Genomic DNA, 25132 nt, shown 5'->3' with positions numbered 1-25132 from the left:
TTTATTCCTTTTCCATCGTACATTGCAGCGGATGCTGCGCGCGCCGGGCCAGATCCATCACCTGCGCCACCTTCGTTTCGGCGATTTCGAAGGTGAACACGCCGCAGACGCCGACGCCATTCTGGTGCACATGGAGCATGATCTGCGTCGCTTCTTCCGGCGACTTGTTGAAGATGCGCATCAGCACCTCGACGACGAATTCCATCGGCGTGAAATCGTCGTTCAACATGATCACCCGGTATAAAGACGGCTTTTTCGTCTTCGGCCGGGTGCGGGTCGCGACACCGGTCTGCCGATCAGGGTCGCTGGGTTTATCGCGGCGCTCACTCATCGATTCGGCTCGTCGCTAGAGCTCTATTAGATATGCAAGCATCGCGATCTTGGAAGACCTTTCGCGTCGTCAAGCACAGCTTCCTTAGGCTGTGGAGCGAAATTGTGACACTCGATCGGTTAAAATCCGGCAACCAGCCCATTATAACAGCCAGAAAAGAAAAGGCCCGGCGGAGACCGCCGGGCCAGTTGGGGAGAATGTATCAGGGCTGCAGAGGGGAAAGATCGCCGCCCTGAAGCCGGTCCTAGCGGGCCGACTGCACCATTTCGACCGATGCCGCGAAGCGGTCATTGATCGGCTTGGAAACTTCTTTGACGGCACCGGCATACAGCTCGGTGGTCTTGTTCATTTCGGACAGGAACAGGTCCATCGACGACTTCACGAAGTCGGTTTGCACTTCGATCATGTCCTGCACCGACTTGGCGGTGGTCAGAGCTTTGGTCGCGGCGACAGCCGATTCCATCGACGTTTTTGCGTAGGCGACGGCGTTGGCGTTCAGCGTCTCGGCATTCTTGCCAGCAGCGGTCGCGGACGCGATCACGGCGTCGACATTGTCCTTGGCGAACGAGTTGATCTCGTTGACCGACTTCAGCGACTTCTCGAAACCTTCCTTGAAAGCTTCATTGCCGGCGGCGGTCATTTTCTCGATCGTCTCGTTGACGGCGTTGGTTTGGGCGTTGGTCATGATAGTATCCTTTTTCGGGGAGGATTTGGCTTTCGCCGGCTTGCGGGCAGGCGTTTTTTTGCCGGTTTTGGGGGCAGACTTTTTGACGGCTTTCTTGGCCGTCTTCTTGGCGGCCGGCGCTGCCTTCTTGGCAGCGGGCTTTGCCGACGGTTTCGCAGGCGAGGCCTTCTTGGCTTCGATGGCTTTCGCGTCGGTCTTTTCCGCTTCGGCGGCCGGTGTTTTGACGGTCTCGGTCATATCAAACTCTTCGATTGCGACTCATTTGTTCGCAATTGCAGCATTTATATGTAGGATATTCGCACTTGCGTCAAGGTTTTTGTTGCACTGCACAAAAATTATTTTTGGCGGCTTTAACGCCCCTGCAACACGTTGCTGTGCTTGATCGCCGCCATGTATCGCATGCGTGGATGGGTTTTCGCGCTTCTCGTCGCGACGACGGTCTTGCTCGCCGGGCAAGCCGGCGCTGACACGCGCCGCTACGCCGCCTTTGTTGCGGATGCGAATTCCGGTGAAATTCTGCATAGCCGTCTCGCCGACGCGCGCCGCTATCCCGCCTCGCTGACAAAAATGATGACGCTTTATCTGCTGTTCGAGGCGATTGAGCGCGGCGAGCTGGAACTCGACGACACGCTGACCGCTTCACGCATCGCCGCCAGCCAGCAACCTTCGAATCTGAGCCTGTCCGAAGGCGACACATTAACCGTCGAAACCGCGATCCGCGCGCTCATCATCAAGAGCGCCAACGACGTGGCGGTTGTTGTGGCGGAGGAATTGGCCGGCACCGAGCGCGCTTTTGCCGTCGAGATGACAGCACGCGCCCGCGAGCTGGGCCTTTCGGACACGACATTCAGGAACGCATCCGGCCTGCCAAATTCTCGGCAAGTGACAACCGCGCGGGACATGGCCCGGCTGACTCTCGCCGTGCGCCGGGATTTCCCGCAATACGCACCTTATTTTGCCGAACGGCGTTTCACCCACAATGGCCGCACATATCGCTCCCATAACAACTTGGTGGGCCGTGTGGACGGGGTCGACGGGATGAAAACCGGCTACATCCGGGCCTCTGGCTTCAATATCGCCACCACCGCGAACCGTGGCGAACGCTCATTGGTTGCCGTCGTGATGGGCGGCCCGACCGCGGCCTATCGCGACAGTCATGCCGAACAATTGATCGAGGCGGCCTTCCGCTCGCTCAATGATCGCGAAGCTTTGATCATGGCGGCACAGACGCTGACCCCGCGTCTCAACCCGATCCGCGAACAGGATCTCTTGGCCACTCACATTGCCTCGCTCGATCTGGCACAACCGGTCGCTCAGGGGGATGGCGAGTCCATGCCGCCGCTCCGCATCGAAATGACGGATGATCTCGGCCCGCCGCCTTCGCGGCCCGACATCCCCGTGGCGGAAGCAGCGGCCGCTTTGGGAGAATGGTCGATACAAGTTGGCGCCTACGCCGACATGGCCGCCGCCCAGGCCCGGCTGGAATCGGTCCGCAGTCTTTCCGACAGGCTGGGAGAGGCCGCCCTGTCCACGCCGCGCTTCGAAACCAATGGCCGCGTCCTGTTCCGCGCCCGCTTCACTGGCGTTGATGCCGAAAACGCCCGGCGCATCTGCGCCCAGCTGGCGCAAGTCGATGAGCCCTGCTTCGCCGTTGCCCCTGGCGGTTAGCGTCGCAGCAGCACATCGCGGGCTTCGGTCAGCCGCCGCGACAAGCCATCCGTTCCGCCGGAATCGGGATGCACCTTCTTCATCAGAGTGCGGTACGCGGTCCTGATTTCACGCTCGTCCGGATCGCCACTAAGGCCCAGCAGTTCCAGCGCCTCACCTCGGGACATCGTCCGCGTCGGCGTGTCCGCGTTCTGCGACCGGCGGCCCGGCTTGGAACGGAAACCGGCACCAATCGCCATCAGGCCGATACCGAATGTTGCCAGCGGCGCTCCGATCATGGCCAAGCCGCGCAAGGTCAGCAGCCCGCCGAGAACGGCCGCCGCGAGGCCCAAGAGAATACGCGACCAGCGCGCAGCCTCCGCCGTATTCATGCGGGAGAACCCGCGCGCGGCGAGCACCAGAACAATAAGGACGGCAAAGCCGAGGATCAGAAAAGGCATCAGAAGGGAAGCTTAGTGCCCGCCAATTCCGGAAGTTTCAAGACAGTCAGCAGATCACGCAATTCTTGGCGCGCCGCGACATGGCTCATCGAGAACACGACGCTGGACCCGTCCTCGGTGAGATCCAGGAGCGTCAAACCGAGCGGAAACAGCTCACGATAGATCACCCGTTCGGCGAAACCCGGCGCCAGCCGGAATCCGATGCGGGCGGACAGGGCTTTTAAGCCCTCCCCCACGCGCCGCTTGTTGCGGGCGTCGAGCTGGGACATGCGATTGCGCATGACCACCCAGTCGATCTGCTTGCGGTCACTGCTTGCCCGGTTTTTGCGGCACTCCCAGACCAGCTCCGAATAAACGCTGGGCCGTCCGACTTCGAACGTCGTCGCATCAAGCTCCGCCAACAGGTCGAAATCGATGAAGCTGTCATTGACCGGCGTGACGATCGTGTCGGCCCGGGCGTGTGCGAGACGCGAATAATGCGTATCGGAACCAGGCGCATCAATCACAATGAAATCACAATCGGCCTTCAGCTCGCTGAAAGCGGCCTGAAAGCGGGCATTTTCCTCGGTTTCGGCTTCATCAAGGTGGCGCAGCTCGCTGGCCGCCACGCTGCGCTCTTTCGGCATGGGCAACTCCACGCCATAGGATTCCATCCAGTTGCAGCGGTTCGACAGATAGCGACCGAAGGATCGCTGACGCAGATCGAGGTCGATCACGCCAACCGACTTTTTCATGCGTAACAAGGCGACGGTGAGATGCATGGCGACGGTCGACTTTCCTGCTCCGCCCTTTTCATTGCCGACCACAATGACGTGCGCGCCACCATTGCGGCGTACGAGACTGAACCGGCCAGGACGTTCGGATCGCGTCGTTACATTCATCAAAACACCAGATGTCGAAACTCACCCACCGCCACTCTAGAGCAAGACGGGTGCCACGCCTAACCGGTGATGAAATTTGTGAAAATTATTACCGCGCCAGCGGTTGGCCGGTGAAATCCGTCACCGCGCACCAGCCGCCAGTGTCCTCGATCTCGCGGCAGGCATCCTGCGCCGCATCGGCGGTATCGAACGGCCCCGCTTTCAATCGCAAAAACACGCCTTGTGAGCCCAGATCAGCCGTTTGGAGCCGCGCCTGCCGTATGCCAAGAAGCTCGGGAAACAGGCCCTGAAGCGTGCGCCAGCCCGCCTGTGCATGCATTTCATCGCGGTAGGACGCCAGATGCACCGCATGCATCAGGCTGACACCGCCTTCCGGATCCGGCGCCAGCGGTTCCGGTTCGGGCTCAGGCTCGGGTGGTGCCGCCAGACGCAAGGCAAGCGCCCGCATCTCCGCATCCACCATCGCAAGCGAAGCCGGATCGTGACGTGAGCGGTGGTCCAGCTCCTGCGCCAGATGTGCCGCGATCGCCGCTTCCGGCGTACCGGCAACCGGTGCCGTGACGGGCGGCTCATCTCGGCTCGTCACACAGGCCGAAAGGCCGAGAATCAGGGGCAGAAGCAGGGCATTGCGGATCATGCCGGATTCCTAGCGCGAGTCGCACCGCTTGCGTCCAGCGCCCAGCGGCATTATCCGGCGCGCATGAGCGAACTTTCTCAATTGCCCATCGCCGCCACAGCCGACCTAGACCGGTTGCGCGCGCAGATCCGCGACTGGCGCCACGAGGGATTGCGGATTGGCTTTGTGCCGACCATGGGCGCCCTGCATGAGGGCCATCTTTCGCTGATCCGGATGGCGCGAGAGCATGCTGACCGCGTCGTCGCCAGCATTTTCGTCAATCCCGCCCAGTTTGCACCGCACGAGGACTTCGACGCATATCCGCGTACCCTTGATGAGGATGCGGCCAAGCTGGCGAATGCGAAATGCGATCTGCTCTATGCGCCGCTGGCTTCGGACATGTATGCTGGCGGCTTCTCCGCAAAGCTCAACCTCGAAGGCGCCGCGCTCGGTCTGGAAACGGATTTCCGTCCGCATTTCTTCGCCGGCGTTGCGATTGTCGTGGCCAAGCTGTTCAATCGTGTCCAGCCGGACATCGCGGTGTTTGGGGAGAAGGATTATCAGCAATTGCTGGTCATCCGTCAGATGGTGCGCGACCTCGATTTCCCGATCGAAATCGTCCCAGGACCGACACTGCGTGAGCGGGACGGCCTCGCCCTGTCATCGCGCAATGCTTTTCTCTCGACCCGCGAACGGGAGATTTCCGCTGGATTGCACGACATCCTGTCCGGCTTCGCGCATGATCTGACGCAAGGCACGGACTGGGAGACCGCCCAGGGCAAGGCGCTGGCCAAGGCCGCGAGCGCATTCGACCGCGTTGACTATATTGAGGCGCGTTGCGCCCAGACATTGGCGCCCCTGCCCGCCGGGCCCGTCACACAGCCCGCGCGTGTCCTCGCCGCCGTCTGGCTGGGCAAAACCCGGCTGATCGACAATCTGGCGGTTTAAGACGCGAACTCTACCAATAATTGAAATAGCTGGCTTTGTTTAGTAGGTTTCTCCCCCCGTTTACGGGGGGAGTGTCGCGAAGCGACGAGGGGGGCATGCGCCGTTCCGAACGGAAATCGCGCCGTTTCGCCAAGGATCTTCGCCGCCGCATGACCAATGCAGAGACCATTCTCTGGTCAAGGCTGCGCCGCGGGGGCTTGGAGGGTTTCAAATTCCGGCGTCAGCACCCGGTCGGTCCGTACATCGCCGACTTCGCCTGCATAGAGCTTCGGCTGATCATCGAAATTGACGGTGCCACTCATGCCTCGACGCACGAGATCGCCAAAGATGCGAAGCGGACGCAATTTCTGGAAAGCAAGGGCTGGTTCGTCTATCGCGCAACTAATCCCGACATTTACGAAAACCTCGATGGCGTTCTGGACGGCATCGCAGCTCTTCTCCCCCCTCCACCGCTTCGCGGTCCCCCTCCCCCGTGAACGGGGGAGGAAAAGTACAAAACCCCCTCCTCCACCGCAAACAGGGGAGGCAAGACGACTTACCACGCCCCGATTTCGAGCAGTTTGCGCCGTAATTCGTCAGGCAGATTGGCGCCGCCGGTTGCCAGATCGGACAGATCACGCGGCGCGTCCTCGGCGTTGAGATACCGCCAGCCCTGAAAGGGCCGGCGCGCCGCCGGCGCAGTCCGCACCAGCTCATTATCCATCACGATGGCGCAGCGCTTGATGCCATCATCGCCGATAACTTCCTTGAGATCGACGATCCGTTGCCGGACCTGGATGACCCGCTTGATCACCCAGTAAAGACTGCCGCCATTGAGGATCTCGCCGGCGCGCTTAGGAAACATGCGGGTCACATGCGTTGACTGCCAGGTTTCACCCCGCGCGTCCGCAGCCGCTTTCACGCGCCCCCGATAGCGTTCGAGATCGTCGATAGAGTCCGCGCCGACGCAGAGTTTCACCAAATGCACCGTCATGTCCTACGAGCTAGGACGACTCCGGCGATCCGCCAAGTCAGGGCTCCACATACTCCACATCGGAAAACTCGAACCGCACGGCTTGCTGCTGGCGCTGAAACATGGCGCTGATGTCAATCTCGGTCGAAAGCGACGTCATGATCGGTGCCGGCAGGCCCTCAATACGGTCAAAACGGATCACCATCTCGAAGGCGTGAACCCGCGCGGCGACATGCGGTTTGAAGCTTTCGGGCGCGAACACTCGGATCTGGTCGACATGGCCGGCCGGCGCGAGAGACAATTCGCCGGTCATGAAGGACCGCATCGCATCGTCTTCTTCATCAGATCCGAGATCGGGTCTGAAAGTGAATCGGTTGGTACCTGTGCTGACGACATCGCCGGCGACCACGTCAGCCGTGTCTGAACTGAAAAACAGGCCCTCGGTGGCATTGATGGAGATGCCGTCGCCAGCATTCTCATCCTCGGCATCGGGTTGGTTCAGATCTTGCCAGACATCGACCAGAATGTCGGCAAGTCCGTCCTCGGAGGCCGGGGCGACAAGTTGCCATTGCTCGCCGTCCGGCTGCGATCCGTCGAACCGGACCTGCATGCTGGCGTCATTCATCGTCACCTGCATCACATAACGCCAATGCGCCTCTTCAGGCGCTTCATAGGTCATCGCCAGCGCATCCGCGAGCGGTTCAGGATAGCTTGTCATGTCGGCATGAACCGCCGACGCCAAAAGGACTGCCGCGGCAGCCGCCTTTACAAATATCATGGAATAAATCCCTGTACCCGGTCGATGCCCCCCAGCCGCGCGAGCAAAGGCCATGCACAGTTTCGTGGCAAGTTAAGGTCCTGACAGGTTAGGCCGCCTTGTCCCGGAAACCCATCGGAGACGCCCCATCGATCTCGAACGTCGTCTCGCTCTTCGGCAAAGGCTTGGTGTGACGCCAGAGTTTCTTGGCCAGCTTCGAGAAAGCGAGCTTGAGATAGGCGCCGGCCCCTTCCGCATCAGCGGATTTCGGCTGCAGGCCAAACCGGCGGCGCAGCACGCCATTCGCGTGCAGAACACCGTTTTTAAGCATGGATTCAGGCGTCACCAGCTCCATCGTCACCGAAACGTTCATGCCCGAAAGGTTCTGCACGCGGTGCGGCCCGTGTAACGGCCAGGAGGTGAACATGCCGGGCTCCAGGTCCACGGCTTCGCACTCATTGTCCCAGCTCGGCTCGAACGGCAGATCCTCGGTCTGCTCCTTGTGCAGGATAGCTTCCATGCGTTCGTCGGTGACATAGGGGGCGGCGGCGGGATAGATCCGGATTCGCTTGCGGCCGCGCACATGCCAGAGAATCGTTTCCGACACGTCGGAATGGATAAAGACCTGCGCGGTCGGCGACGAAATCAGGATGCCGCTCTCAGCATTGAGCACCTTATATCCCGGATTGTTGCGCTTCATGTCGGCCAGCATGGCATCGAACAGAGGACGGTAGACCGGATCGACGGTCATCGCCTCGCGCAGATTAATCCACAGCTTGCCGGCGCGGACCGCATCCAGAAGTTCGGCCCCGGAGAGATCGCCCGGATCGCCGGCCCGCCAGCTGTCCGCCCCCTCATCAAGATCGCCCATCGTACAAAAATCGATGAGATCCCGCGGATGACGTTCGATCAGTACGGCCAGCGCTTCGTCGGAAAATTCCGGCCGCTGGTGAAGATCGTGCCGCCCCACAACGACGCGCTGACGAAAGCCGGTGCGGGCCTCTGTGTGCCAATTCGTGACAACACCCGTGGAATTTGGGGTTTCGCCTGTGCCGGTCATGGCCATCTCCCTGTTTCTCCTGACAGGAGAGCAAGGATCGGGCCAGTTTTGGCTTTTCTCCCCCCGTTTGCGGGGGGAGTGTCCCGAAGGGACGAGGGGGGCATGCCCCCTCCACCACTTCGTGGTCCCCTCCCCCGCGAGCGGGGGAGGAAATTCCGCACCGGAGAAACCTAAGCCGCGGCCTCCTCTTCGTCGGCCAGCGTAATCAGCGCATCCCCTTCGCCGACCTGGTCGCCGGCCGCGATCGAAACCGATGCGATCACGCCGTCGCGCGGCGCGGCCAGCGCGTGTTCCATCTTCATCGCTTCCAGGACGAGCAGCTTTTGACCCTTCGAAACCGTATCGCCTTCGGCGACGTTCAGCGACAACACCTTGCCCGGCATCGGCGCCTTGACGAGCCCGCCGGCCTCAGCGGCATCCGCGGCCGCGTCGGGCCGCGGCAAATCGAACCGGTTGGCCCGCCCGTCCGAAAACACAATGACCCCATCAGGGTCGGCGACGACACGGCCGGCTCCGGTGCCACCCTCCAAGGTCACACGATCATCGCCGACTGCAACCGTTACCGCCTGACCCTTTGCAGGCGGACGATCAAACGATGCCGTCAATGTAGACCCATCATGGTCCAGCCGGACCTCGATCCGATGCGCCGTATTGCTCCGGTATCCGTCGGCCACCGCCCACGGATCGCGCGATACCGCTCCGCCCGCTTGTCCCAAGAGAGCCTGAGCGGCCAGGGCAATATCGCGCACCGGCGCGCCGGAGGGGATAAGGCTGTCGGATTTTTCCGCGATCAGCCCGGTCGAGACATTTCCGGAGGAAAAATCATCGTCGCGCAAGCATTGCGCCAAAAAGCCGCCATTGGTCTTTACCGGATACACCCGTGTGGATGCCAAGGCCGCGAGCGCCCGTCCGATCGCTTCATCGCGCGTTGCGCCACAGGTGATGATTTTCGCAATCATCGGGTCATAGTGCAGCGAGACCTCGCCCCCCTGCTTTACGCCGCTGTCGACACGAATGCCTTCAAGGCCATAGGGCAGATCGAGAATATCAAGCGCGCCGATACTGGGTAGAAATCCGTTCGCCGGATCCTCGGCGTAAAGCCGCGCCTCGATCGCGTGTCCGCACAGCGAAATACGGTCCTGTTCCGGCACCGAACCGCCGGACGCGACCCTCAGCTGCAGCTCGACGAGATCGAGACCCGTGACCATCTCCGTCACCGGATGCTCGACCTGGAGACGGGTATTCATCTCCATGAAGAAAAAGCCGTCCTCCCGCAGCGCACCGGAGCCGTCGACGATAAACTCGACCGTTCCCGCGCCCTCATAATTCACCGCTTTCGCGGCCTGCACCGCGGCCGAGCACATGGCGGCGCGCACATTCGGCGTCATGCCCGGCGCCGGCGCTTCCTCGATCACCTTCTGGTGCCGCCGCTGCAGCGAACAGTCGCGTTCGAACAGATGGATCACCCGCCCGCGGCTGTCGCCGAACACTTGGACTTCGATATGGCGCGGATTCTCGATGAATTTCTCGATCAGCACCTCGTCATTGCCGAAGGAGGATTTCGCCTCGCGCTTGCAGCTGTCGAGCGCATCCAGAAAATCGCCCGCGGCCTCGACCTTGCGCATGCCCTTGCCGCCACCGCCGGCGACCGCCTTGATCAGCACCGGATAGCCGATCGCATCGGCGGCATTCTTGAGGTGATCCGGGTCCTGATTGTCACCGTGATAGCCGGGCGTCACCGGGACGCCGGCGTCCTCCATCAGCTTCTTGGCGCGGTCCTTCAGCCCCATCGCCTCGATGGACGCCGCCGACGGGCCGACGAATTTGATGCCGGCATCTGCGCAGGCGCGGGCAAATTCCGCGTTCTCGGACAGGAATCCATAGCCGGGATGGATCGCCTCCGCCCCCGTCTGTTTCGCCGCCGCAAGGATCTTGTCGGCGCGAAGATAGCTTTCCGAACTGGGCGCCGGGCCGAGCAACACGGCCGCATCCGCTTCCTTGACGTGCGGCGCTTCGGCATCTGCTTCCGAATAAACCGCGACGGTCTTGATGCCCATCCGCGTTGCCGTGCGCATGACGCGCCGGGCGATCTCTCCGCGATTGGCGACTAGCAGTGTCTTGAACATGGATCGATCCCGCATCCGTTATGCGGTTGGTCTTACCGGCAGGCCCCGCCGAAAGAAAGCCCGCTCGCACCCACCCTACCCGTCAAGGGAAGGGATGAGGGATGTCGTCATCCTTACCCGCCCCCGCGCGATGCACCACCGCGACCAGCACGAAACTGATGATCATCAGGAGATACCAGGAGCCGAGCTTCTGGATCGACACCATGTGCCAGCCATTCTCCTGGCCCGGATAGGTCCAGGCGCGCGCGAACGTGCCGATATTCTCGGCAAACCAGATGAACAGCGCGACCAGCAAAAGGCCGATCACGAGCGGCATGAAACGGTGTTTCTCATCCGGCCGGAACCAGATCACGCAAGGGCCGTAGATCAGCAGCGTCGCGGCATAGAGGCCCCACCGGATATCCACCGTATAATGGTGCGTGAAGAAATTGATGTAGATCGCCAGTGCCAGCAGCCCTTGCAGCCAGAGCGGCGGAAACCGGTCGAAGCGAAAGTCGAAAATCCGCCAGACGCGCGCCAGATAGCTGCCGACGGCGGCATACATGAAGCCGGAAAACAGCGGCACGCCGGCGATCCGCAGATAAGCGTCTTCCGGGTAAATCCACGAGCCCGCATAAGTCTTGAAGATTTCCATCACTGTCCCGACGATGTGGAAGACAAGGATGACGCGCGCCTCCTCCCAGCTTTCCAGACGGGTCGCAATCAACCCGATCTGGATGGCCAGCGCCGAGAGCGTCAGGAAATCATAGCGCGGCAGCAGCGCATCGCCGGGATAGAAGAGATAGGTGCCGAGCAGCAGCGCCACCATCGCGCCGCCGAACAGGCAGGCCCAGGCCTGCTTGATCCCGAAGGCGACAAATTCGAACAGGAAACGCGTGACCGGCCCGCGGACGAAGCCCGCCCGCCAGGCTTCGCGCCTGGCATGAAGAAAGGCGCGCGGGTCGCGGAACAGCTCCAGCCCGGTCTACTCCGCCCAGCCCGGCTTGCGCTTTTCCAGGAAGGCCGACAGCCCCTCCTGGCCTTCCTCGCTGGCGCGGCGATGCGCGATCCGCTTGGCCAGGTCTTCCATCAGGCCATGATTGATCTTGTGGCCTGAAACATCATCCACCAGCTCCTTGGCATCCGCGATGGCGCCCGGCGCCGCGCTGAAGCCGAGACGGGCGACATGTTCGGCCATGTCGTCGAGTTCGTTGGCATCGCCAACCACATATTGGACCAGCCCGATCACGTGCGCGAACTGCGCGTCGAAGCCTTCGGCCGTGGCAAACAGGGCGCGCGCCCATTTCGGGCCGATGGCGCGGATCACAAAGGGCGAGATGGTCGCCGGCGTCAGGCCGAGCCGCACTTCGGAGAAGCGGAATTTCGTGCTTTTTTCGGCGATCGCGACATCACAGGCCGCCACCAGGCCGGATCCGCCCCCCATCGCCGCGCCCTGCACCAGGGCGATCGTCAGTTGCGGCAGGCGGAACAGGCGATAAAGCATGCCGGCCAGGGCTTCGGCATCCTCAATATTCTGCTCGCGCGTATAGGTCGCAGCGTCCTTCATCCAGTTGAGATCGCCACCTGCGCAAAACGTATCGCCCGCGCCCCGCAGCATCACGACGCGCACCTCATCGGTATTCTTGGACAACAGGTCGAAAATCTCGCTGAGCCGGTTGATCGTTTCGCGATCGAACGCATTCTTCTTTTCCGGCCGGTTGATGGTGACCACGGCCATTTTGCCGGGCGTGACATCGAGAAGAACGGACTGGGATTCGGACATGGGTCGGCGACCTCCTTTGCTGCTCCTCCTCTAGCCAGTCTCCCGGCAAAAGAAAAAGGGTGTAGTCGGGATCATAGAAGCCGAACTCAAAATCGCTCCAGGGCTTTTTCTCCAGCGGCGCCGAAATCCCGTCCGATCTTGTCATTCATTATGGAGCGTCTCGACGGCATCGGTCTCGATCCGCACTGCCACGGTTTCGGTGTTTCCATACTGCACTTTGGTGAATGCCTGCAGGTGCGGAATAAGATCGCCGCGTTTGACCCCGGCATGATCGGCGATTTCCGCCCGCGGCCGTTCGGCAAAGGCCAGCGCAAAATCCAGCCGTGGCGAGAATGCGAGCGGACGCCGCATGTCCGTGACGGGCAACACCGGATGCACCGCGAACACCTCGCTCATGACGGTGTCACAAGAAAAACCGCCGGCCACGGAGCCGGCGGTTCCATAACGTCTCAAGCCCGCGACATCAGTCGCCGCGGAACAGCATGCCCTTGATCATACCCAAAATCAGAATGCCGATAAAATAGGCAATGGCGAGCGCACCCAGATATTTCAAATAGGTTACGTCGGTGAACTGATTGGCGAATGCACCGAAATCGAAACCGTCCATGCCGCCCCCACGGACCATCGGCATAACGATATCCACGATGATATGGATGACAACGCCAACAATCGTGAAGATCAGGATCGCGCCGGCCGAACGCAATAGCAGCGCCAACACCAATGCAATAATCCCGACCTGGATCGCCAGCGGCATCCAGTTCACACTCTCCCCATTGCCGGCATACATCAGCAGGCCCGGCTCGAAAAACGCGTAGGCCTGATCCAGCCAGCCCCGCGCCGTATCCAGAAATTCCATGGCGATTTACCCCTCAATGACGCCCACACACGATTAGAATACCTCAAATCGCGCGCTTTGTTAAAACTGTCTTAGGAAAAGGGGCGGCTGACAACTCAACTCGCGTCACAGGCGAGCGATTTTCAAAAATCTGTCATCGGCTGTTCATTTGCCGGCTGCACCCAACTCTCGGCATTTCTCGAGAATGGCGGTTCTTTTCTCCGCATTCACGGCGCCAATTCCGCCGAAAATCGAATGCCGGACCGGTTTGAAACCCGAAATGCGGAAGATTCCAGCCTCCAGCGCCTTTAAGCTGTGCGCCCCGAACAGAAGTTTGTAGGCCAGCCCGGGCATGCCCATCGTCACGATGATACGGACCGACTTTCCCTTCATCTTCTGCTGCGGCCATTGATCCTCTTCCCCGGTCGCGTCGAGCAGGAATCCGGCGCGGGCCACCTGCTCCCAGAACGCCTTGCAGACCGCCGGCATTGTGCCCAACCAGAGAGGAAACACAAAGACGATGTGCTCGGCGCGGGCAATTTTCGACTGTGCGGCAGCGATCGCGTCGCCCGGCGACCGGGCAAAGTCTTCCGGCGATCCGACGAAGGTAATATCGAGCGCGGCAATCCTGATGCGGCTGACGTCGTGCCCGGCGGATTCGGCGCCGTCGGCATAGGCTTCCGCCAAGGCGCTGACGAAATGCCCGTCTTGCGGGTCGGGATGGCCGTCAATCACACAAATCCGGGTCATGGCAATATCTCCACAATAGGAATGTGGATTATAGCTCCGGTTCAGCTTTCGCGCAGTGCGGCGCGAGCGCGCAGGCTGCTAGTTCCGCGGCGCGATCTCGATCATGATTTCGTTGCGGCGCAATGGCGAAGGCACCCAGGGCGGGCTGTAGAAGGCGTATACCGGGTCTCCGGTGGCCTCATAGCCGTTTGCCGCCAGCCAGGATTCCAGCTCTTGTAAATGACGCGAAAGATTGTTGTCCGACCGGCCGCCGCGGAACTCGATGGCCACCATGCGGCGCGGTTCCACCTCGCGCAGCGACACGCGCGGATCGTTGGGCTCGGGCAGCGTTTCCATCGTCCATTCCGACGGCATGATGAAGGCCACTGTCCATTGGTCACCCGCCGCCGGCGAGGACGTCACCGGGGCGGTCATCGCAATGTCCTGACCTGGCCTTGCCGTCACCGGCGCGGTCATGGCGATCTCCTCGCGCGGCGCATTGCCGCCGAAAATGTAATTGGCCAGCGGCCGGAAGCCGCGATTGGGCGCTGCTTCGCGGCCGCCCTCAACCGTCACCTCGGCGACGATCATGCCGGCATAGTCGCGGACCTCGATCGCCCCGTCGCGGTGCACGCTCTCATAGGCAGGTTCTTCAGTCGCCATGGCGGCGGCGGGCGAGAACATCAGGGCCAAAAGGCCGACAATCAGGCGCATGGGGCAATCTCCATAAGGTCATGCCCCTGCTTACGCACAATATGCCGAGCCGGATTGCCTACATCCTAAACACGCCGAACTTGGTCTCCTCGAACGGCGCATTCATCGCCGCCGACAGGGACAGCGCCAGCACGCGGCGCGTGTCCGCCGGGGCGATGATGCCGTCATCCCAAAGCCGCGCCGTCGAATAATAGGGCGAGCCCTCTTTCTCGTAGAGATCGAGGATCGGCTTCTTGAATGCCTCTTCATCGTCGGCGGACCAGTCTTCGCCGCGCGCTTCCATGCCGTCGCGTTTGACGGTCGCCAGCACGCTGGCCGCCTGCTCACCGCCCATCACCGAGATGCGGGCGTTCGGCCACATGAAGAGGAAGCGCGGAGAATAGGCACGCCCGCACATGCCGTAATTGCCGGCGCCATAGGAGCCGCCAATGATCACCGTGATCTTCGGCCCGGCAAAGCAGGATACCGCCGTGACCAGCTTGGCGCCGTCCTTGGCGATGCCGCCGGCCTCGTATTTCGATCCGACCATAAAGCCGGTAATGTTCTGCAGGAAGATGAGCGGGATTTTCCGCTGCGCGCACAATTCAATGAAGTGCGCGCCCTTCTGGGCGCTTTCGGAAAACAGGATGCCATTATTGGCGATGATGCCGACCGGCATGCCATGCAGGCGCGCAAAACCGCATACCAGCGTCTCACCGAACAGCTTCTTGAATTCGTCGAACTCCGACCCGTCGACGATCCGCGCGACCACCTCGCGCACATCGTAGGGCGTGCGCAGATCGGTTGGCACCACACCGTTCAGCTCGTCGGGATCGTGAAGCGGGTCGCGTGGGTCGGCCAGATCGGCCGTGTTGGACTTCGTCGTGTTGAGCGTGCCGACAATACGGCGCGCCAGGAACAAAGCGTGCTCGTCATCGGTGGCATAATGGTCGGCGACACCGGACTGGCGCGCATGGACATCCGCCCCGCCCAGATCCTCGGCTGAGATCACCTCGCCGGTTGCGGCTTTTACCAGCGGAGGCCCGCCGAGAAAGATCGTGCCCTGCTTTCTTACGATGATCGTCTCGTCCGACATCGCCGGCACATAGGCGCCGCCCGCCGTGCAAGAGCCCATCACCGACGCGATCTGTGGAATGCCCATCGAGGACATCTGTGCCTGGTTGTAAAAGATGCGCCCAAAATGCTCGCGATCCGGAAACACCTCCGCCTGGTGCGGCAGGTTCGCCCCGCCGCTATCGACCAGATAGACGCAGGGCAGCCGGTTCTGCATGGCGATTTCCTGCGCCCGGAGGTGCTTTTTCACCGTCATCGGGTAATAGGCGCCGCCCTTGATGGTCGGATCGTTGCACACAACCATCACTTCGCGGCCCGACACCCGGCCGATCCCGGCGATCATACCCGCCCCGTGAACATTGCCTTCATACATGCCATTGGCCGCCAGCGCGCCAATCTCGAGGAAGGGCGAGCCGGGGTCGAGCAGGCGCTCAACCCGGTCGCGGGGCAGCAGCTTGCCGCGCGAGAGATGCCGCTCGCGGGCCCGCTCCGAGCCGCCTTGCGCCGCTTCTTCCGTCTTACCACGCAATTCATCGATCAGGCCGAGCATCGCCTCGCGATTGGCCTTGTAGACATCCGAACCGGTCTCGGCAGCGCTCGTCAGTCGGCTCATAGCGTGATCTTTCCCCGCAATCCTCGCCGCCAATTAAGCCGCAGCACGCATCCGGCGCAACGGGCCGCCTGCATCCGGAGCGTGGCCGAACTGCATCCCTTCGGCGAAACCACACGCAGGAGCAAGACGATGAGACATTGGGTTGCGGCGCTGGCATTAGCGTTGACCATACCGCCGGTTGCGGTGGCGCAGGAGGATCGGCCCCAGGTCATGATACTCGGCACATTCCACTTCACCGGCGGCGGGGCGGACTACGTCAATTCGGACGTGGACGATTACCTGGCCCCTGCCCGTCAGGCGGAAATCGAAAGCCTGGTCACGGCGCTCGCCGAATTCCGTCCGACCAAGATCATCGTCGAACTGACGCCGGACGAAGAGCATTTGTTCAATGCCGACTATCGCCGCTATCTCGCCGGCGAACACACGCTGACCGTCAATGAGCGCCAACAGATCGGCATGCGCCTGGCCGCCCGCCTGGGGCATGAGCGCCTTTATGCGGCCGATTACACATCCGGTATGAATTTCAACGCAATGATGGCCGCCGGGACCGAAAACGGCCAAGACGCGCTGTTGGCCCGGCTCACAGAGCTCCGCGCCGTGATGACGGCACTCGACGCCGAACAGAATCGCCCGAACGTCACGGTCACGCAACGGGTCAGAGCCAATAATCAGCCGGACTTCCTCGCCCTGCACAATGTTTATCTGACCCTGGCCCAGCTCGGTTCGGCAGCCGACCCGGTCGGGGCGCGGGAAATGGGTCAATGGTGGGCCCGCAATTTGCAGATCTTCGCCCAGATCGCGCGCATTGCCGAGCCCGGAGATCGTGTGCTCGTTATCTACGGGTCGGGCCACAAATTCCTGTTCGACCAGTTTTTTCGCGATGCGGTCGAGACCGAATGGGTCGATGTGCTGGACTACCTTCCGGCAGACTGACAAGGCTTTTTTGCTTGCGTGAACGGCGCGACCGGAGAAGGCTCTGACCCCAGCCAGGAGCGCCGGATTCATGCCGCCGACCAGTTTCGACCTGACCCGTAACGGACCGATCGCCCGGATCACGCTGAACCGGCCGGACAAGCGCAACACGATGACACCCGCCTTCTGGGCGGAACTGCCGGACGCGGTGGATCGCCTGTCCGACGATGGCGAAATTCGCGTCCTGATCCTCGATGCGCAAGGGCCGGTTTTCAGCGCCGGCATGGACATATCCGTGTTTACGGATCCCAATGCGCTGGGCACGGCCAATGCCGCGCTGCGCGAGAGTTTCATGACCGCCGCCCTCGCCCTGCAGGATGCATTTACCGCTTTCGAGCGCGCGCGATTTCCGGTGATCGCCGCCGTCCAGGGCCCGTGCGTCGGTGGCGGCGTGGACATGATTTGCGCCTGTGATCTGCGTTTCGGCACGCGCGACGCCTGGCTGCGAATCGAGGAGACCAATATCGGCATGTTCGCCGATGTCGGCACATTGCAACGCCTGCCGCGCCTGATACCCGAGGGCATTGCCCGCGAACTTGCCTACACAGGGGGAAATCTGGACGCTGATCGCGCGGCCGCGATCGGGCTCTATAATGCTGTGCTCGACGACGCCGGCGCACTGAAAGCCCATGTCGATGCGATCGCCCAAGACATTGCCGCGAAAGCGCCGCTGGCGATTTCCGGCACCAAAAGGTCTTTTCTCTATGCCCGCGATCACAGCGTCGCCGACAGCCTCGCACACGCCATGACATTGCAGGCCGCGCTGTGGTCGACCGACGATATCGGCGAGGCGATCGCCGCCCGCAGTGAGAAACGTGATGGCAAGTTCACGCCGCTTGCTCCGGTCCGCCGCATGGGACGCAAATCATGATCACTGGGAGCTGCCATTGTGGCGATGTCCGCTGGAAAGTTACCGCCTGGCCCGACTGGCTGACCGTGTGTAACTGCACCTATTGCCGCAAGGCTGGCGCGCTGTGGGGCGAAGTCGATCCCGAAACGACCGAACTCACGGCCCGCACACCCCAGCAAGACTATGTTTTCGGCGACAGGACGCTGACCATCCACCGCTGCGCGCATTGCGGCATCACAACGCACTGGACCAGCCGCGAACCGGCCATAGAGAAACGCATGAAAATCAACTTTACCACAGCGCGCGACCTGGCCCCGCCGGATATCCGCGTGCGGCATTTCGACGGTGCAGACAGCTGGGAGTATCTGGACTAAGACATCGTCATGCCGCTGTCCTTCTCCCTTCCCGGTTTTTTTAGCGATATCGGCAAGACCGCCCTCAAGGCCGTCGAGCACGAAGTCGAATGGTTTTGCCTGCCGGCGGGGCACCTCCTCTATGCCGAAGGCGAGCCCAGCGACGCGCTGTACTTGTTGCGGTCGGGTGCGCTGGCGGCATTCCGTGACGGCGCCATGGGGCGCCCGAACCTGCTCGGATATATCCGCGCCGGTGAACCGGTCGGCGAAATGTCGATGCTGGAGGAGCGGCCGCATTCCGCCAGCGTCTATGCCATGCGCGACAGCGAAGTGGTCCGCCTGCCCACAGCCTCGTTCGAACGACTGGCGCAAAAACATCCCTCGCTGATGCGCGAGCTGTCGAAGATGATGCTGCAGAGGCTTCGCGCCGGCCCGCAGCGCCAGGGTTCCGAACCAAAAGTGTTCGCCATCGTTTCCTGCTCACCGACGATCGACATCGACTTTCGCGGCCACGAGCTTCAGCGCGCACTGGCGCGGATCGGCGTGACCTCTGCCGTCGTCGGCGAGGAAGCCGCCAACTGGCCCGGCCCGCGGCTCGACGAATACGAAAAGGACCACCAGGTGGTCCTGCTGATTGCGCGCCTCGGCGATCACAACTGGGCCCGCCGGGCGATGGGGCGGGCCGACCGCGTCTGGCTGCTGGCCCGCGGCGATGCCAAGCCTTCGACTCCGCTCCTGCCGCCCGATCCGACCCCGGCCGCCAAGCTCAAATTGCTGGACGTCGTGCTGGTCCATGATGGTGGCAACCGGCAGGCGTCCCGTCCTCATGAATGGGCCGTCGCCGCGGAAGCCGCGCGCGTCTTTCACTGGCGCCAGGAAAGGCCCGATGATCGCGCACGGCTGGCCCGGACCCTCGCCGGGCGCTCGGTCGGCCTCGTCCTCTCAGGCGGCGGCGCGCGGGCTTACGCCCATATCGGCGCCATCGACGCGTTCCGGAAAGCGGGCATTGAATTCGACTTCATCGGCGGCGCCTCGATGGGGGCGATCATCGCCGCGGGGCTGGCGCTGGAATGGACGCAGGACGAGCTGATCAGCCGCGTGCGCGAAGCGTTTGTCGATTCCAATCCGCTGGGTGACTGGCGCCTGCCGGTGATTTCGCTGGCGCGGGGCAAGCGCGTCGACGAGCGCCTTGAGACGCATTTCGGCGATGTCGATATCGCCGACCTCGCCCGCCCCTATTTCTGCGTCTCCTCGAACCTGTCGAATGGCCGCCCCTTTATTCACCGCAGCGGGCGGCTGCGCGATGCGCTGCGCGCCTCGATCGCCATTCCCGGCATCTTGCCGCCGGTCATCGAGGGCGAACATGTGCTCGTCGATGGCGCCGTTTTCACCAACTTCCCGTCCGAGCAGATGAAGGCGTTTCACCGCGGCGTCAGCGCTGGGGTCGATGTCACCCGGGCACAAGGCGTTAATCCGAAGGATTTCATCGACGCGCCGAACTTCTTCGGTTGGGTGCGGCGGAACGGGCTCGGCGAGCTGCCGCCGATCGCCTCGCTGCTGATGCGCTCGGCGACCGCCGGCGTCATGGTCGGCAAGCACCAAGCCTATCGCGAAGCGGTAGACCTGCTTGTCCTGCCGGATTCCGATACCGATTTGCGGCAGTGGAAACGCTTCGAGGAGACCATCGATTCCGGCCGGCGCGCCGCGGAATTCGCGATCTCGGAGCTCAGCCGGGACGAAGCCAATCTTTTCGGCATCGCCTAGCGGTCATCGGTATTCCGGATTGGGATGGCCGAAGCGCGCGCCCTCATCCCAGTCTTTCCGCGAGTTTCCGTAGGCCGGCAGCCCGCCGGCGTCTTTCAGCATTCGCGCCAAATGCAGCAAATTCCACGTCATGAAGGTCGTGTTGCGCTGCGTGAAGCGGTTGTCCGGGCCGCCAGAGTCCTCGTCCAGATAGGACGGGCCCGGCCCGGCTTCACCGATCCAGCCGCAATCGGCTTGCGGCGGAATCGTGTAGCCGAGATGCTGCAAGGCATAGAGCACCGTCATGGACACGTGCTTGATGCCGTCCTCATTGCCGGTCACCACGCAGCCGCCGGTCTTGCCGTAGAAAATGTATTGGCCCTTGTCGTTCATCTCGCCGGACATCGCATAGAGCCGTTCGATCAGAACCCGGCACACCGAGCTTTCCTCTCCGAGCCAGATCGGCGTGCCGACCACAAGAATGTCGGCAGTTTCGACTTTCGGCCAGATCTCCGGCCAGGCATCCCTCTCCCAGCCATGCTCGCGCATGTCGGGATAGACGCCAGTCGCGACGTCATGGTCGACCAGCCGGATCTGTTCAACGCGAACGCCCTGCTTTTCCATGATCTGCCGGGGCACTTTCATCAGCCCGTCGGTGTGAGAGGTACCGGGCGACCGCTTCAGCGTGCAGTTCACGAACAGCGCCTTGAGATCGGAGAACTCGGTCATGTCGGCATCCATTGCTGATCCGGGAGAACAGCTAGTGCATCGCGCCGCCATCGCAACTGACATAGTCCTCGACCCGGTCGAGCTCGCGATTGTCCCAGCGCAGAACCCCATCCTGCGGTGACGAGAAATAGAAGGTGTAGTCGTACGCGCCTTCAGGGCCCTCGCACAGGCCGTCGATCTCGTAGACGCCGTCCGTTTCGGTGACGCCGGCGATGGAACAGGCATCCATGCCCATGATTACGTCATATCGGGAGATCAGGATGACACCGTCACCGCTGTCATTGCCGTCGCTGCAGGCTTCGTACTGGATCCCCCAACGCCCGTCGATCGACCGCGCATCGACGGCTTCATCGAACGCCATGTCGTCATCCTGTATGGCGCCGTCGGAATCGTCCGTATGGCCTGTTTCATACTCGCCATTGACCGCCTCGACATCGTCGACATGGGTTCGCTCTGCCTCCTGGTTGCAGGATGCAACCAACAAGGCGGCACACATCAGGAATACCCGGTTCATGCTATCCCCTATTCGTTACTCGCCGCATCAGGCCCTTCGATTTGCTGCCACAGCTCGATTTTCACGCCGTCGCAATCGAGGAACCAGGCAAACTTGCCATAGCCTTCATCGCTCTCGCCGAGGATTTCAATGCCCTTGTCGCGCAATTGCGCCACCATGCCGTCAATATTGTCGACGCGGAGATTGATCATGAAATCCTTCCCGCTCGGCTGAAAATACTCGTTCGTCGTAAACGGCCCGATCAGGCTGTAGGGATCCTTGCCGGCTTCCTCCGACCATTTCAGGATCGGGCCGTATTCGCCGCCAATGCCGAGATTTTCCTGATACCAGGCGCGGGTGGCCGCAGGGTCTTTCACAACATGGAAGACGCCGCCCAGTCCGGTGATTTTTGCCATAGCACCCTCCCCGACACGAAGAGTGCTAGCGGATGACCCGGATGTCCACACCGCAATCGACGGCCGCCCATGCCCGGTCCGCTGTAACAACCCGCAGACCGGATTCAATCGCCACCGCAAGACAGGCCCGATCTCCCAGCGACAAGCCAGCGTCCAAGGTCAGCGACCGCAGCAATCCGGCGCGCCGCGCCGCGGCGGCATCAAACGGCAGAATGCGCAGTTGAAACTGGTCGAGCATCAAATCAATCGCTGCATCCGGAAAACGCCGCTCGCTCAGCTTTGCAACGATTTCCGCATAGTTGACGCTTGAGATCGACGCGTTGTCGAGAAACGGGATGGCGGCTTCATAGCCGTCTTCCTGTCCCAGGATCGAGAGAATGACCGACGAATCAAGAAGAGACCGATCACTCATTCTTCGCGGCTTGCCGGCGTTCTGCGATCAGTTCATCGCGCAATGACACACCGTCCGGTGCATACTTTCGGAAAACATCCTGCGCTTTTCGGATGGCGGCTTTCCGCGAGATTATGCGAAGTCCGTCATCATCCAATTCGAGCTTCACCTGATCGCCCTCGCTTACACCTAAAGCTTTTCGGATATCGGCCGGAATCAGAACTCGGCCTGCCGAGTCCAAGCGTGCTGTAACCACGTCTTTTGCCGTCTTCGACTTGGCATCGTCGGCAACGAGAACATTCCGCACAAACTGATACCGGATACCGAGAAGTCTGGCGATGTCCACTCGGGCGATACCCTTGGCATTCAACGCCCTGATTTTCGCGGATTTTGTTGGCAATCCTTCGACGGATCGAAGGAGGTCTGAGCGGTCCATGGCTTACCTCCATGGAGGAGGTGCCAAATACCAATTATTTTGTCAATATTATTTATACTATGCAGATTCCTCGAACAGCTCGCGCCCGATCAGCCATCGGCGGATTTCGCTCGTGCCGGCACCGATCTCGTAGAGTTTAGCGTCGCGCAGCAGGCGCCCCGTCGGATACTCGTTGATATAGCCATTGCCGCCGAGGAGCTGGATGGCATCCAGCGCGGTCTGGGTGGCGGCCTCGGCCGAGAACAAGATGGCCCCGGCGGCATCCTTGCGCGCCCTTTCGCCCCGATCGCAAATCTTGGCGACCTCGTAGGTGTAGGCCCGCGCCGCATTCATGCGCACATACATGTCCGCCAGCTTGCCCTGCACTAGCTGGAAAGAGCCGATCTCGCGGTCGAACTGTTTGCGCTCGTGCACATAGGGAAGCACCGTATCCAGGCAGGCCTGCATGATGCCCAGCGGTCCGGCGGCCAATACGGCGCGCTCATAGTCGAGCCCGCTCATCAACACGGTGACACCGCCGTTCAGCGGACCCATGATGTTGTCCTCGGGCACTTCGCAGTCTTCGAAGACCAGCTCGCCGGTTTCCGATCCGCGCATGCCCAGCTTGTCGAGCTTTTGCGCCACCGAAAAACCCTTCATGTCCTTCTCGATCAGAAAGGCCGTGATGCCCCGCGAACCGGCCTCGGAATCGGTCTTGGCATAAACCACCATGACATCGGCTGACGGGCCGTTGGTGATCCACATCTTCGATCCGTTGAGAACGTAATGGTCGCCTTTCTTCTCGGCTTTCAGCCGCATGGAGACGACATCGGAACCGGCCCCGGGTTCGGACATGGCCAGCGCGCCGACATGCTCGCCGGAAATCAGCTTCGGCAGGTAACGCGCCTTCTGCTCGTCATTAGCCCAGCGACGCACCTGATTCACGCAAAGATTGGAATGCGCGCCGTAGGAAAGGCCCACAGATGCCGAAGCCCGCGAAATCTCTTCCATTGCGATGCAGTGCTCGACATAGCCGAGACCGGTGCCGCCCCATTCTTCTTCCACCGTAATGCCCAGCAAGCCCAGCGCGCCCATCTTCTGCCAGAGATCGGTCGGGAAGGTGTCGGTTGCGTCGATTTCCGCGGCGCGAGGCGCCAATTCATCGGACGCGAAGCTGCGGACGGTATCGCGGATCATTTCGGCCGTGTCGCCAAGGTCGAAATTCATGGAAGGGTATTGGTTCGGGATCATGAGCCGGGATTTGGCGCAAACCCCGGGTCAGGTCAAGCAATCGCCCGTGCCTATTTCCGTCGCCCGCCGAGCAGCCAAATCGCAGCGCCCGCAGCGAAAATGAAGCCGACGACCAGTGCCGCAACGCCGTAGAAAAGACTCGGCTGTTCCTCGCCGGACCCGACGCGCATCCAGAGATCCCAGATGCCACCCGCCAGCAGGATCAGGCCCAGGACAAGCAAGATGATCTCGCCGAGATGGCCGCCATTCTTGCCGGGTGCCGGCCGCGCATCGCCATTTGTCCAGCCATTGGTTGTTTCGCCGGTCTCGTCTTCGGTGAAATCCGCATCGATCTCGGACGGATCAGGCAGATCGTCAGCCTCATCCGCTTCGCTGTCTTCAGGATCGGCCGCCTCGCGTGAACCGGCCACCTCACCGGCTGCGCCATCGGCATTCACCTTGGCAGCACCAACGATGGGCGGGGCTTCGGCGGTGTTGGACGTGGGTGTCGCCTCTCCGGCGCTGCGGTCGAAGTCATGCGATTGCGTATAGGCAAATCCCAGCGGTCCGGTGAATTCCACCTTTTCTTCGGGCGGCGCTTCGGTCTCAGGCTCCGTCTCGGCATAGCCGACATCGCGGATCGGTCCTGACAATTGCGCCCGCATCCGCAAAATGACCCGTTCGGCGAGTTCCGACCGCCGCGGCGTGGCATCGCGCAATACCGGTTCCGCGGGCGCGCTGGATGCGTGTTCTGCGACCGGCTGGTCCTCGGCTGTATCCTCCTCGGCGGAGGCGTCATCAACCGCTTTCTCGGCGGTCTCCGGTGCGTCGGGGGTCGGTCCGGGTTCGGCCGCCGCGGCGGGGGCAGCCGTGTCATTGTCGTCGTCGGGATGATCGAACTCTATGACCAGTTCGACCGGCGCGCGGCTCGCCTCTTCCGGCAGGTCCTTCAGGAAGAGGTCGCGTTCAGCCTTGTGCCGCGCGGACGCGCCGCCCTCCCAGGCTGCGATCGCGTCCGCAGCGTCGAGCCAGCGCTTCTTGCGGATCAACCGCACCACCGCGCTGTTGCGGAACGCGGTCAGGCCGATCCCGTGGGCGAACGAGACCAGCGCATCGCGTTGCGGGGCGCCCATATCGCCGCCAAGCGACTCATCGATTGCCTGTTCCGCCCGCAACACATCATAGACCAAAAGGAGTTCGGCTTCGTCCGCCGAGACATTGACCCCGGCTTTGGCGGCGGCACGGTGGCCATAGCCGACAATCCAGCTGCCATCGCTTTGCCGACGGGCGCTGCCGAGAAACGGCTCATGAGCTTTGATCAGCTCGCGGGCGGCGGGCGTGGACTTCAAACGCGGCTTCATCACTGTTCC

30 protein-coding genes are annotated in these 25132 nt (G+C 61.8%); 7 read left to right on the top strand and 23 right to left on the bottom strand.

Annotated features, from left to right (window positions below; genetic code table 11):
* Position 1: 1 nt before the first annotated feature.
* Both clpS and ACO08C_RS13640 read right to left on the bottom strand, forming a co-directional pair.
* Entirely contained in the window at positions 2-331 is a 330-nt protein-coding gene (gene clpS, locus ACO08C_RS13645) for an ATP-dependent Clp protease adapter ClpS (RefSeq protein WP_420432058.1), read from the bottom strand.
* Positions 332-575: 244 nt separating this feature from the next.
* Entirely contained in the window at positions 576-1253 is a 678-nt protein-coding gene (locus ACO08C_RS13640) for a phasin family protein (RefSeq protein ID WP_421786340.1), read from the bottom strand.
* A gap of 153 nt (positions 1254-1406) precedes the next feature.
* On the opposite strand from ACO08C_RS13640, the gene ACO08C_RS13635 reads away from it, so the two are divergent.
* On the top strand, positions 1407-2684 hold the full coding sequence (locus ACO08C_RS13635) for a D-alanyl-D-alanine carboxypeptidase family protein (protein ID WP_421786338.1): 1278 nt from the start codon (positions 1407-1409) through the stop codon (positions 2682-2684).
* On the opposite strand, the gene ACO08C_RS13630 is transcribed toward ACO08C_RS13635, so the two are convergent.
* The 3 genes from ACO08C_RS13630 to ACO08C_RS13620 form a co-directional block, all read right to left on the bottom strand.
* Positions 2681-3124 carry a J domain-containing protein gene (locus ACO08C_RS13630; RefSeq protein ID WP_421786336.1) on the bottom strand — a complete coding sequence of 148 codons (444 nt, stop codon included), beginning with the start codon at positions 3122-3124 and terminating at the stop codon, positions 2681-2683. The two genes, ACO08C_RS13635 and ACO08C_RS13630, sit on opposite strands and share 4 nt — an antisense overlap.
* A complete protein-coding gene (locus tag ACO08C_RS13625) occupies positions 3124-4005 on the bottom strand; it encodes a division plane positioning ATPase MipZ (protein WP_421786334.1) in 882 nt (293 codons plus the stop codon). The genes ACO08C_RS13630 and ACO08C_RS13625 overlap by 1 nt, the downstream gene beginning before the upstream one ends.
* Positions 4006-4093: 88 nt before the next feature.
* Positions 4094-4642 carry a hypothetical protein gene (locus tag ACO08C_RS13620; protein WP_421786332.1) on the bottom strand — a complete coding sequence of 183 codons (549 nt, stop codon included), beginning with the start codon at positions 4640-4642 and terminating at the stop codon, positions 4094-4096.
* 63 nt (positions 4643-4705) lie between these two features.
* On the opposite strand from ACO08C_RS13620, the gene panC reads away from it, so the two are divergent.
* Both panC and ACO08C_RS13610 read left to right on the top strand, forming a co-directional pair.
* Positions 4706-5569 carry a pantoate--beta-alanine ligase gene (panC, locus tag ACO08C_RS13615; RefSeq protein WP_421786331.1) on the top strand — a complete coding sequence of 288 codons (864 nt, stop codon included), beginning with the start codon at positions 4706-4708 and terminating at the stop codon, positions 5567-5569.
* 95 nt (positions 5570-5664) lie between these two features.
* The gene (locus ACO08C_RS13610) at positions 5665-6045 is read left to right on the top strand and encodes an endonuclease domain-containing protein (protein WP_421786329.1); all 381 of its coding nucleotides are present in this window, start codon (positions 5665-5667) and stop codon (positions 6043-6045) included.
* Positions 6046-6104: 59 nt separating this feature from the next.
* On the opposite strand, the gene ACO08C_RS13605 is transcribed toward ACO08C_RS13610, so the two are convergent.
* From ACO08C_RS13605 to ACO08C_RS13555, 11 genes are all read right to left on the bottom strand, one after another.
* A complete protein-coding gene (locus tag ACO08C_RS13605; protein ID WP_421786328.1) occupies positions 6105-6542 on the bottom strand; it encodes a DUF1489 family protein in 438 nt (145 codons plus the stop codon).
* Positions 6543-6579: 37 nt separating this feature from the next.
* Positions 6580-7299, bottom strand: coding sequence for a hypothetical protein (locus ACO08C_RS13600; RefSeq protein WP_421786327.1), 720 nt, complete (start codon positions 7297-7299; stop codon positions 6580-6582).
* Positions 7300-7387: 88 nt separating this feature from the next.
* The gene (locus tag ACO08C_RS13595) at positions 7388-8338 is read right to left on the bottom strand and encodes a hypothetical protein (RefSeq protein ID WP_421786325.1); all 951 of its coding nucleotides are present in this window, start codon (positions 8336-8338) and stop codon (positions 7388-7390) included.
* Positions 8339-8508: 170 nt separating this feature from the next.
* Positions 8509-10464, bottom strand: a complete 1956-nt coding sequence (locus tag ACO08C_RS13590) for an acetyl/propionyl/methylcrotonyl-CoA carboxylase subunit alpha (protein WP_421786324.1) — start codon at positions 10462-10464, stop codon at positions 8509-8511.
* Between the two features lie 82 nt (positions 10465-10546).
* Positions 10547-11416, bottom strand: coding sequence for a DUF817 domain-containing protein (locus tag ACO08C_RS13585; protein ID WP_421788729.1), 870 nt, complete (start codon positions 11414-11416; stop codon positions 10547-10549).
* Between the two features lie 12 nt (positions 11417-11428).
* The gene (locus ACO08C_RS13580) at positions 11429-12226 is read right to left on the bottom strand and encodes an enoyl-CoA hydratase-related protein (RefSeq protein ID WP_421786323.1); all 798 of its coding nucleotides are present in this window, start codon (positions 12224-12226) and stop codon (positions 11429-11431) included.
* Between the two features lie 141 nt (positions 12227-12367).
* Positions 12368-12622, bottom strand: a complete 255-nt coding sequence (locus ACO08C_RS13575; RefSeq protein ID WP_421786321.1) for a hypothetical protein — start codon at positions 12620-12622, stop codon at positions 12368-12370.
* A gap of 67 nt (positions 12623-12689) precedes the next feature.
* Positions 12690-13082 carry a hypothetical protein gene (locus ACO08C_RS13570; protein ID WP_421786319.1) on the bottom strand — a complete coding sequence of 131 codons (393 nt, stop codon included), beginning with the start codon at positions 13080-13082 and terminating at the stop codon, positions 12690-12692.
* Between the two features lie 144 nt (positions 13083-13226).
* Positions 13227-13811 carry an NAD(P)H-dependent oxidoreductase gene (locus tag ACO08C_RS13565; RefSeq protein WP_421786317.1) on the bottom strand — a complete coding sequence of 195 codons (585 nt, stop codon included), beginning with the start codon at positions 13809-13811 and terminating at the stop codon, positions 13227-13229.
* A 78-nt stretch (positions 13812-13889) separates the two neighbouring features.
* Positions 13890-14504, bottom strand: coding sequence for an SOUL family heme-binding protein (locus tag ACO08C_RS13560; protein ID WP_421786316.1), 615 nt, complete (start codon positions 14502-14504; stop codon positions 13890-13892).
* A gap of 58 nt (positions 14505-14562) precedes the next feature.
* Positions 14563-16170, bottom strand: coding sequence for a carboxyl transferase domain-containing protein (locus ACO08C_RS13555; protein WP_421786315.1), 1608 nt, complete (start codon positions 16168-16170; stop codon positions 14563-14565).
* Between the two features lie 129 nt (positions 16171-16299).
* Between ACO08C_RS13555 and ACO08C_RS13550 the strand changes: the two genes are divergently transcribed.
* From ACO08C_RS13550 to ACO08C_RS13535, 4 genes are all read left to right on the top strand, one after another.
* On the top strand, positions 16300-17103 hold the full coding sequence (locus tag ACO08C_RS13550) for a DUF5694 domain-containing protein (RefSeq protein WP_421786313.1): 804 nt from the start codon (positions 16300-16302) through the stop codon (positions 17101-17103).
* A 70-nt stretch (positions 17104-17173) separates the two neighbouring features.
* The gene (locus tag ACO08C_RS13545; protein WP_421786312.1) at positions 17174-18013 is read left to right on the top strand and encodes an enoyl-CoA hydratase-related protein; all 840 of its coding nucleotides are present in this window, start codon (positions 17174-17176) and stop codon (positions 18011-18013) included.
* Complete coding sequence (locus ACO08C_RS13540) at positions 18010-18366, top strand: GFA family protein (RefSeq protein WP_421786310.1); 357 nt, start codon at positions 18010-18012, stop codon at positions 18364-18366. Before ACO08C_RS13545 ends, ACO08C_RS13540 begins: the two co-directional genes overlap by 4 nt.
* A gap of 9 nt (positions 18367-18375) precedes the next feature.
* Positions 18376-20109, top strand: coding sequence for a patatin-like phospholipase family protein (locus tag ACO08C_RS13535; protein ID WP_421786308.1), 1734 nt, complete (start codon positions 18376-18378; stop codon positions 20107-20109).
* A 3-nt stretch (positions 20110-20112) separates the two neighbouring features.
* Here the strand turns inward: ACO08C_RS13535 and ACO08C_RS13530 are convergent, their stop codons facing one another.
* From ACO08C_RS13530 to ACO08C_RS13500, 7 genes are read right to left on the bottom strand one after another with little or no spacing between them, the layout of a single operon-like run.
* Entirely contained in the window at positions 20113-20817 is a 705-nt protein-coding gene (locus ACO08C_RS13530; RefSeq protein WP_421786306.1) for a flavodoxin family protein, read from the bottom strand.
* A gap of 31 nt (positions 20818-20848) precedes the next feature.
* Positions 20849-21331, bottom strand: a complete 483-nt coding sequence (locus tag ACO08C_RS13525; protein WP_421786305.1) for a hypothetical protein — start codon at positions 21329-21331, stop codon at positions 20849-20851.
* Between the two features lie 8 nt (positions 21332-21339).
* Entirely contained in the window at positions 21340-21726 is a 387-nt protein-coding gene (locus tag ACO08C_RS13520) for a VOC family protein (RefSeq protein ID WP_421786304.1), read from the bottom strand.
* A 25-nt stretch (positions 21727-21751) separates the two neighbouring features.
* Entirely contained in the window at positions 21752-22138 is a 387-nt protein-coding gene (locus ACO08C_RS13515; RefSeq protein WP_421786303.1) for a PIN domain-containing protein, read from the bottom strand.
* Positions 22131-22553: an AbrB/MazE/SpoVT family DNA-binding domain-containing protein gene (locus ACO08C_RS13510; protein ID WP_421786302.1), complete on the bottom strand. Its 423-nt coding sequence runs from the start codon at positions 22551-22553 to the stop codon at positions 22131-22133. The genes ACO08C_RS13515 and ACO08C_RS13510 overlap by 8 nt, the downstream gene beginning before the upstream one ends.
* Positions 22554-22610: 57 nt before the next feature.
* Positions 22611-23783 carry an isovaleryl-CoA dehydrogenase gene (locus ACO08C_RS13505; protein ID WP_421786301.1) on the bottom strand — a complete coding sequence of 391 codons (1173 nt, stop codon included), beginning with the start codon at positions 23781-23783 and terminating at the stop codon, positions 22611-22613.
* Between the two features lie 50 nt (positions 23784-23833).
* Entirely contained in the window at positions 23834-25123 is a 1290-nt protein-coding gene (locus ACO08C_RS13500) for a lysozyme (protein WP_421786299.1), read from the bottom strand.
* Positions 25124-25132 lie beyond the last annotated feature (9 nt).

Origin of the sequence: Hyphobacterium sp. (assembly GCF_965229905.1) — a bacterium.
In the GTDB taxonomy this organism is placed as follows: domain Bacteria; phylum Pseudomonadota; class Alphaproteobacteria; order Caulobacterales; family Maricaulaceae; genus Hyphobacterium.
This window is presented reverse-complemented; position numbering and strand designations above follow the sequence as displayed.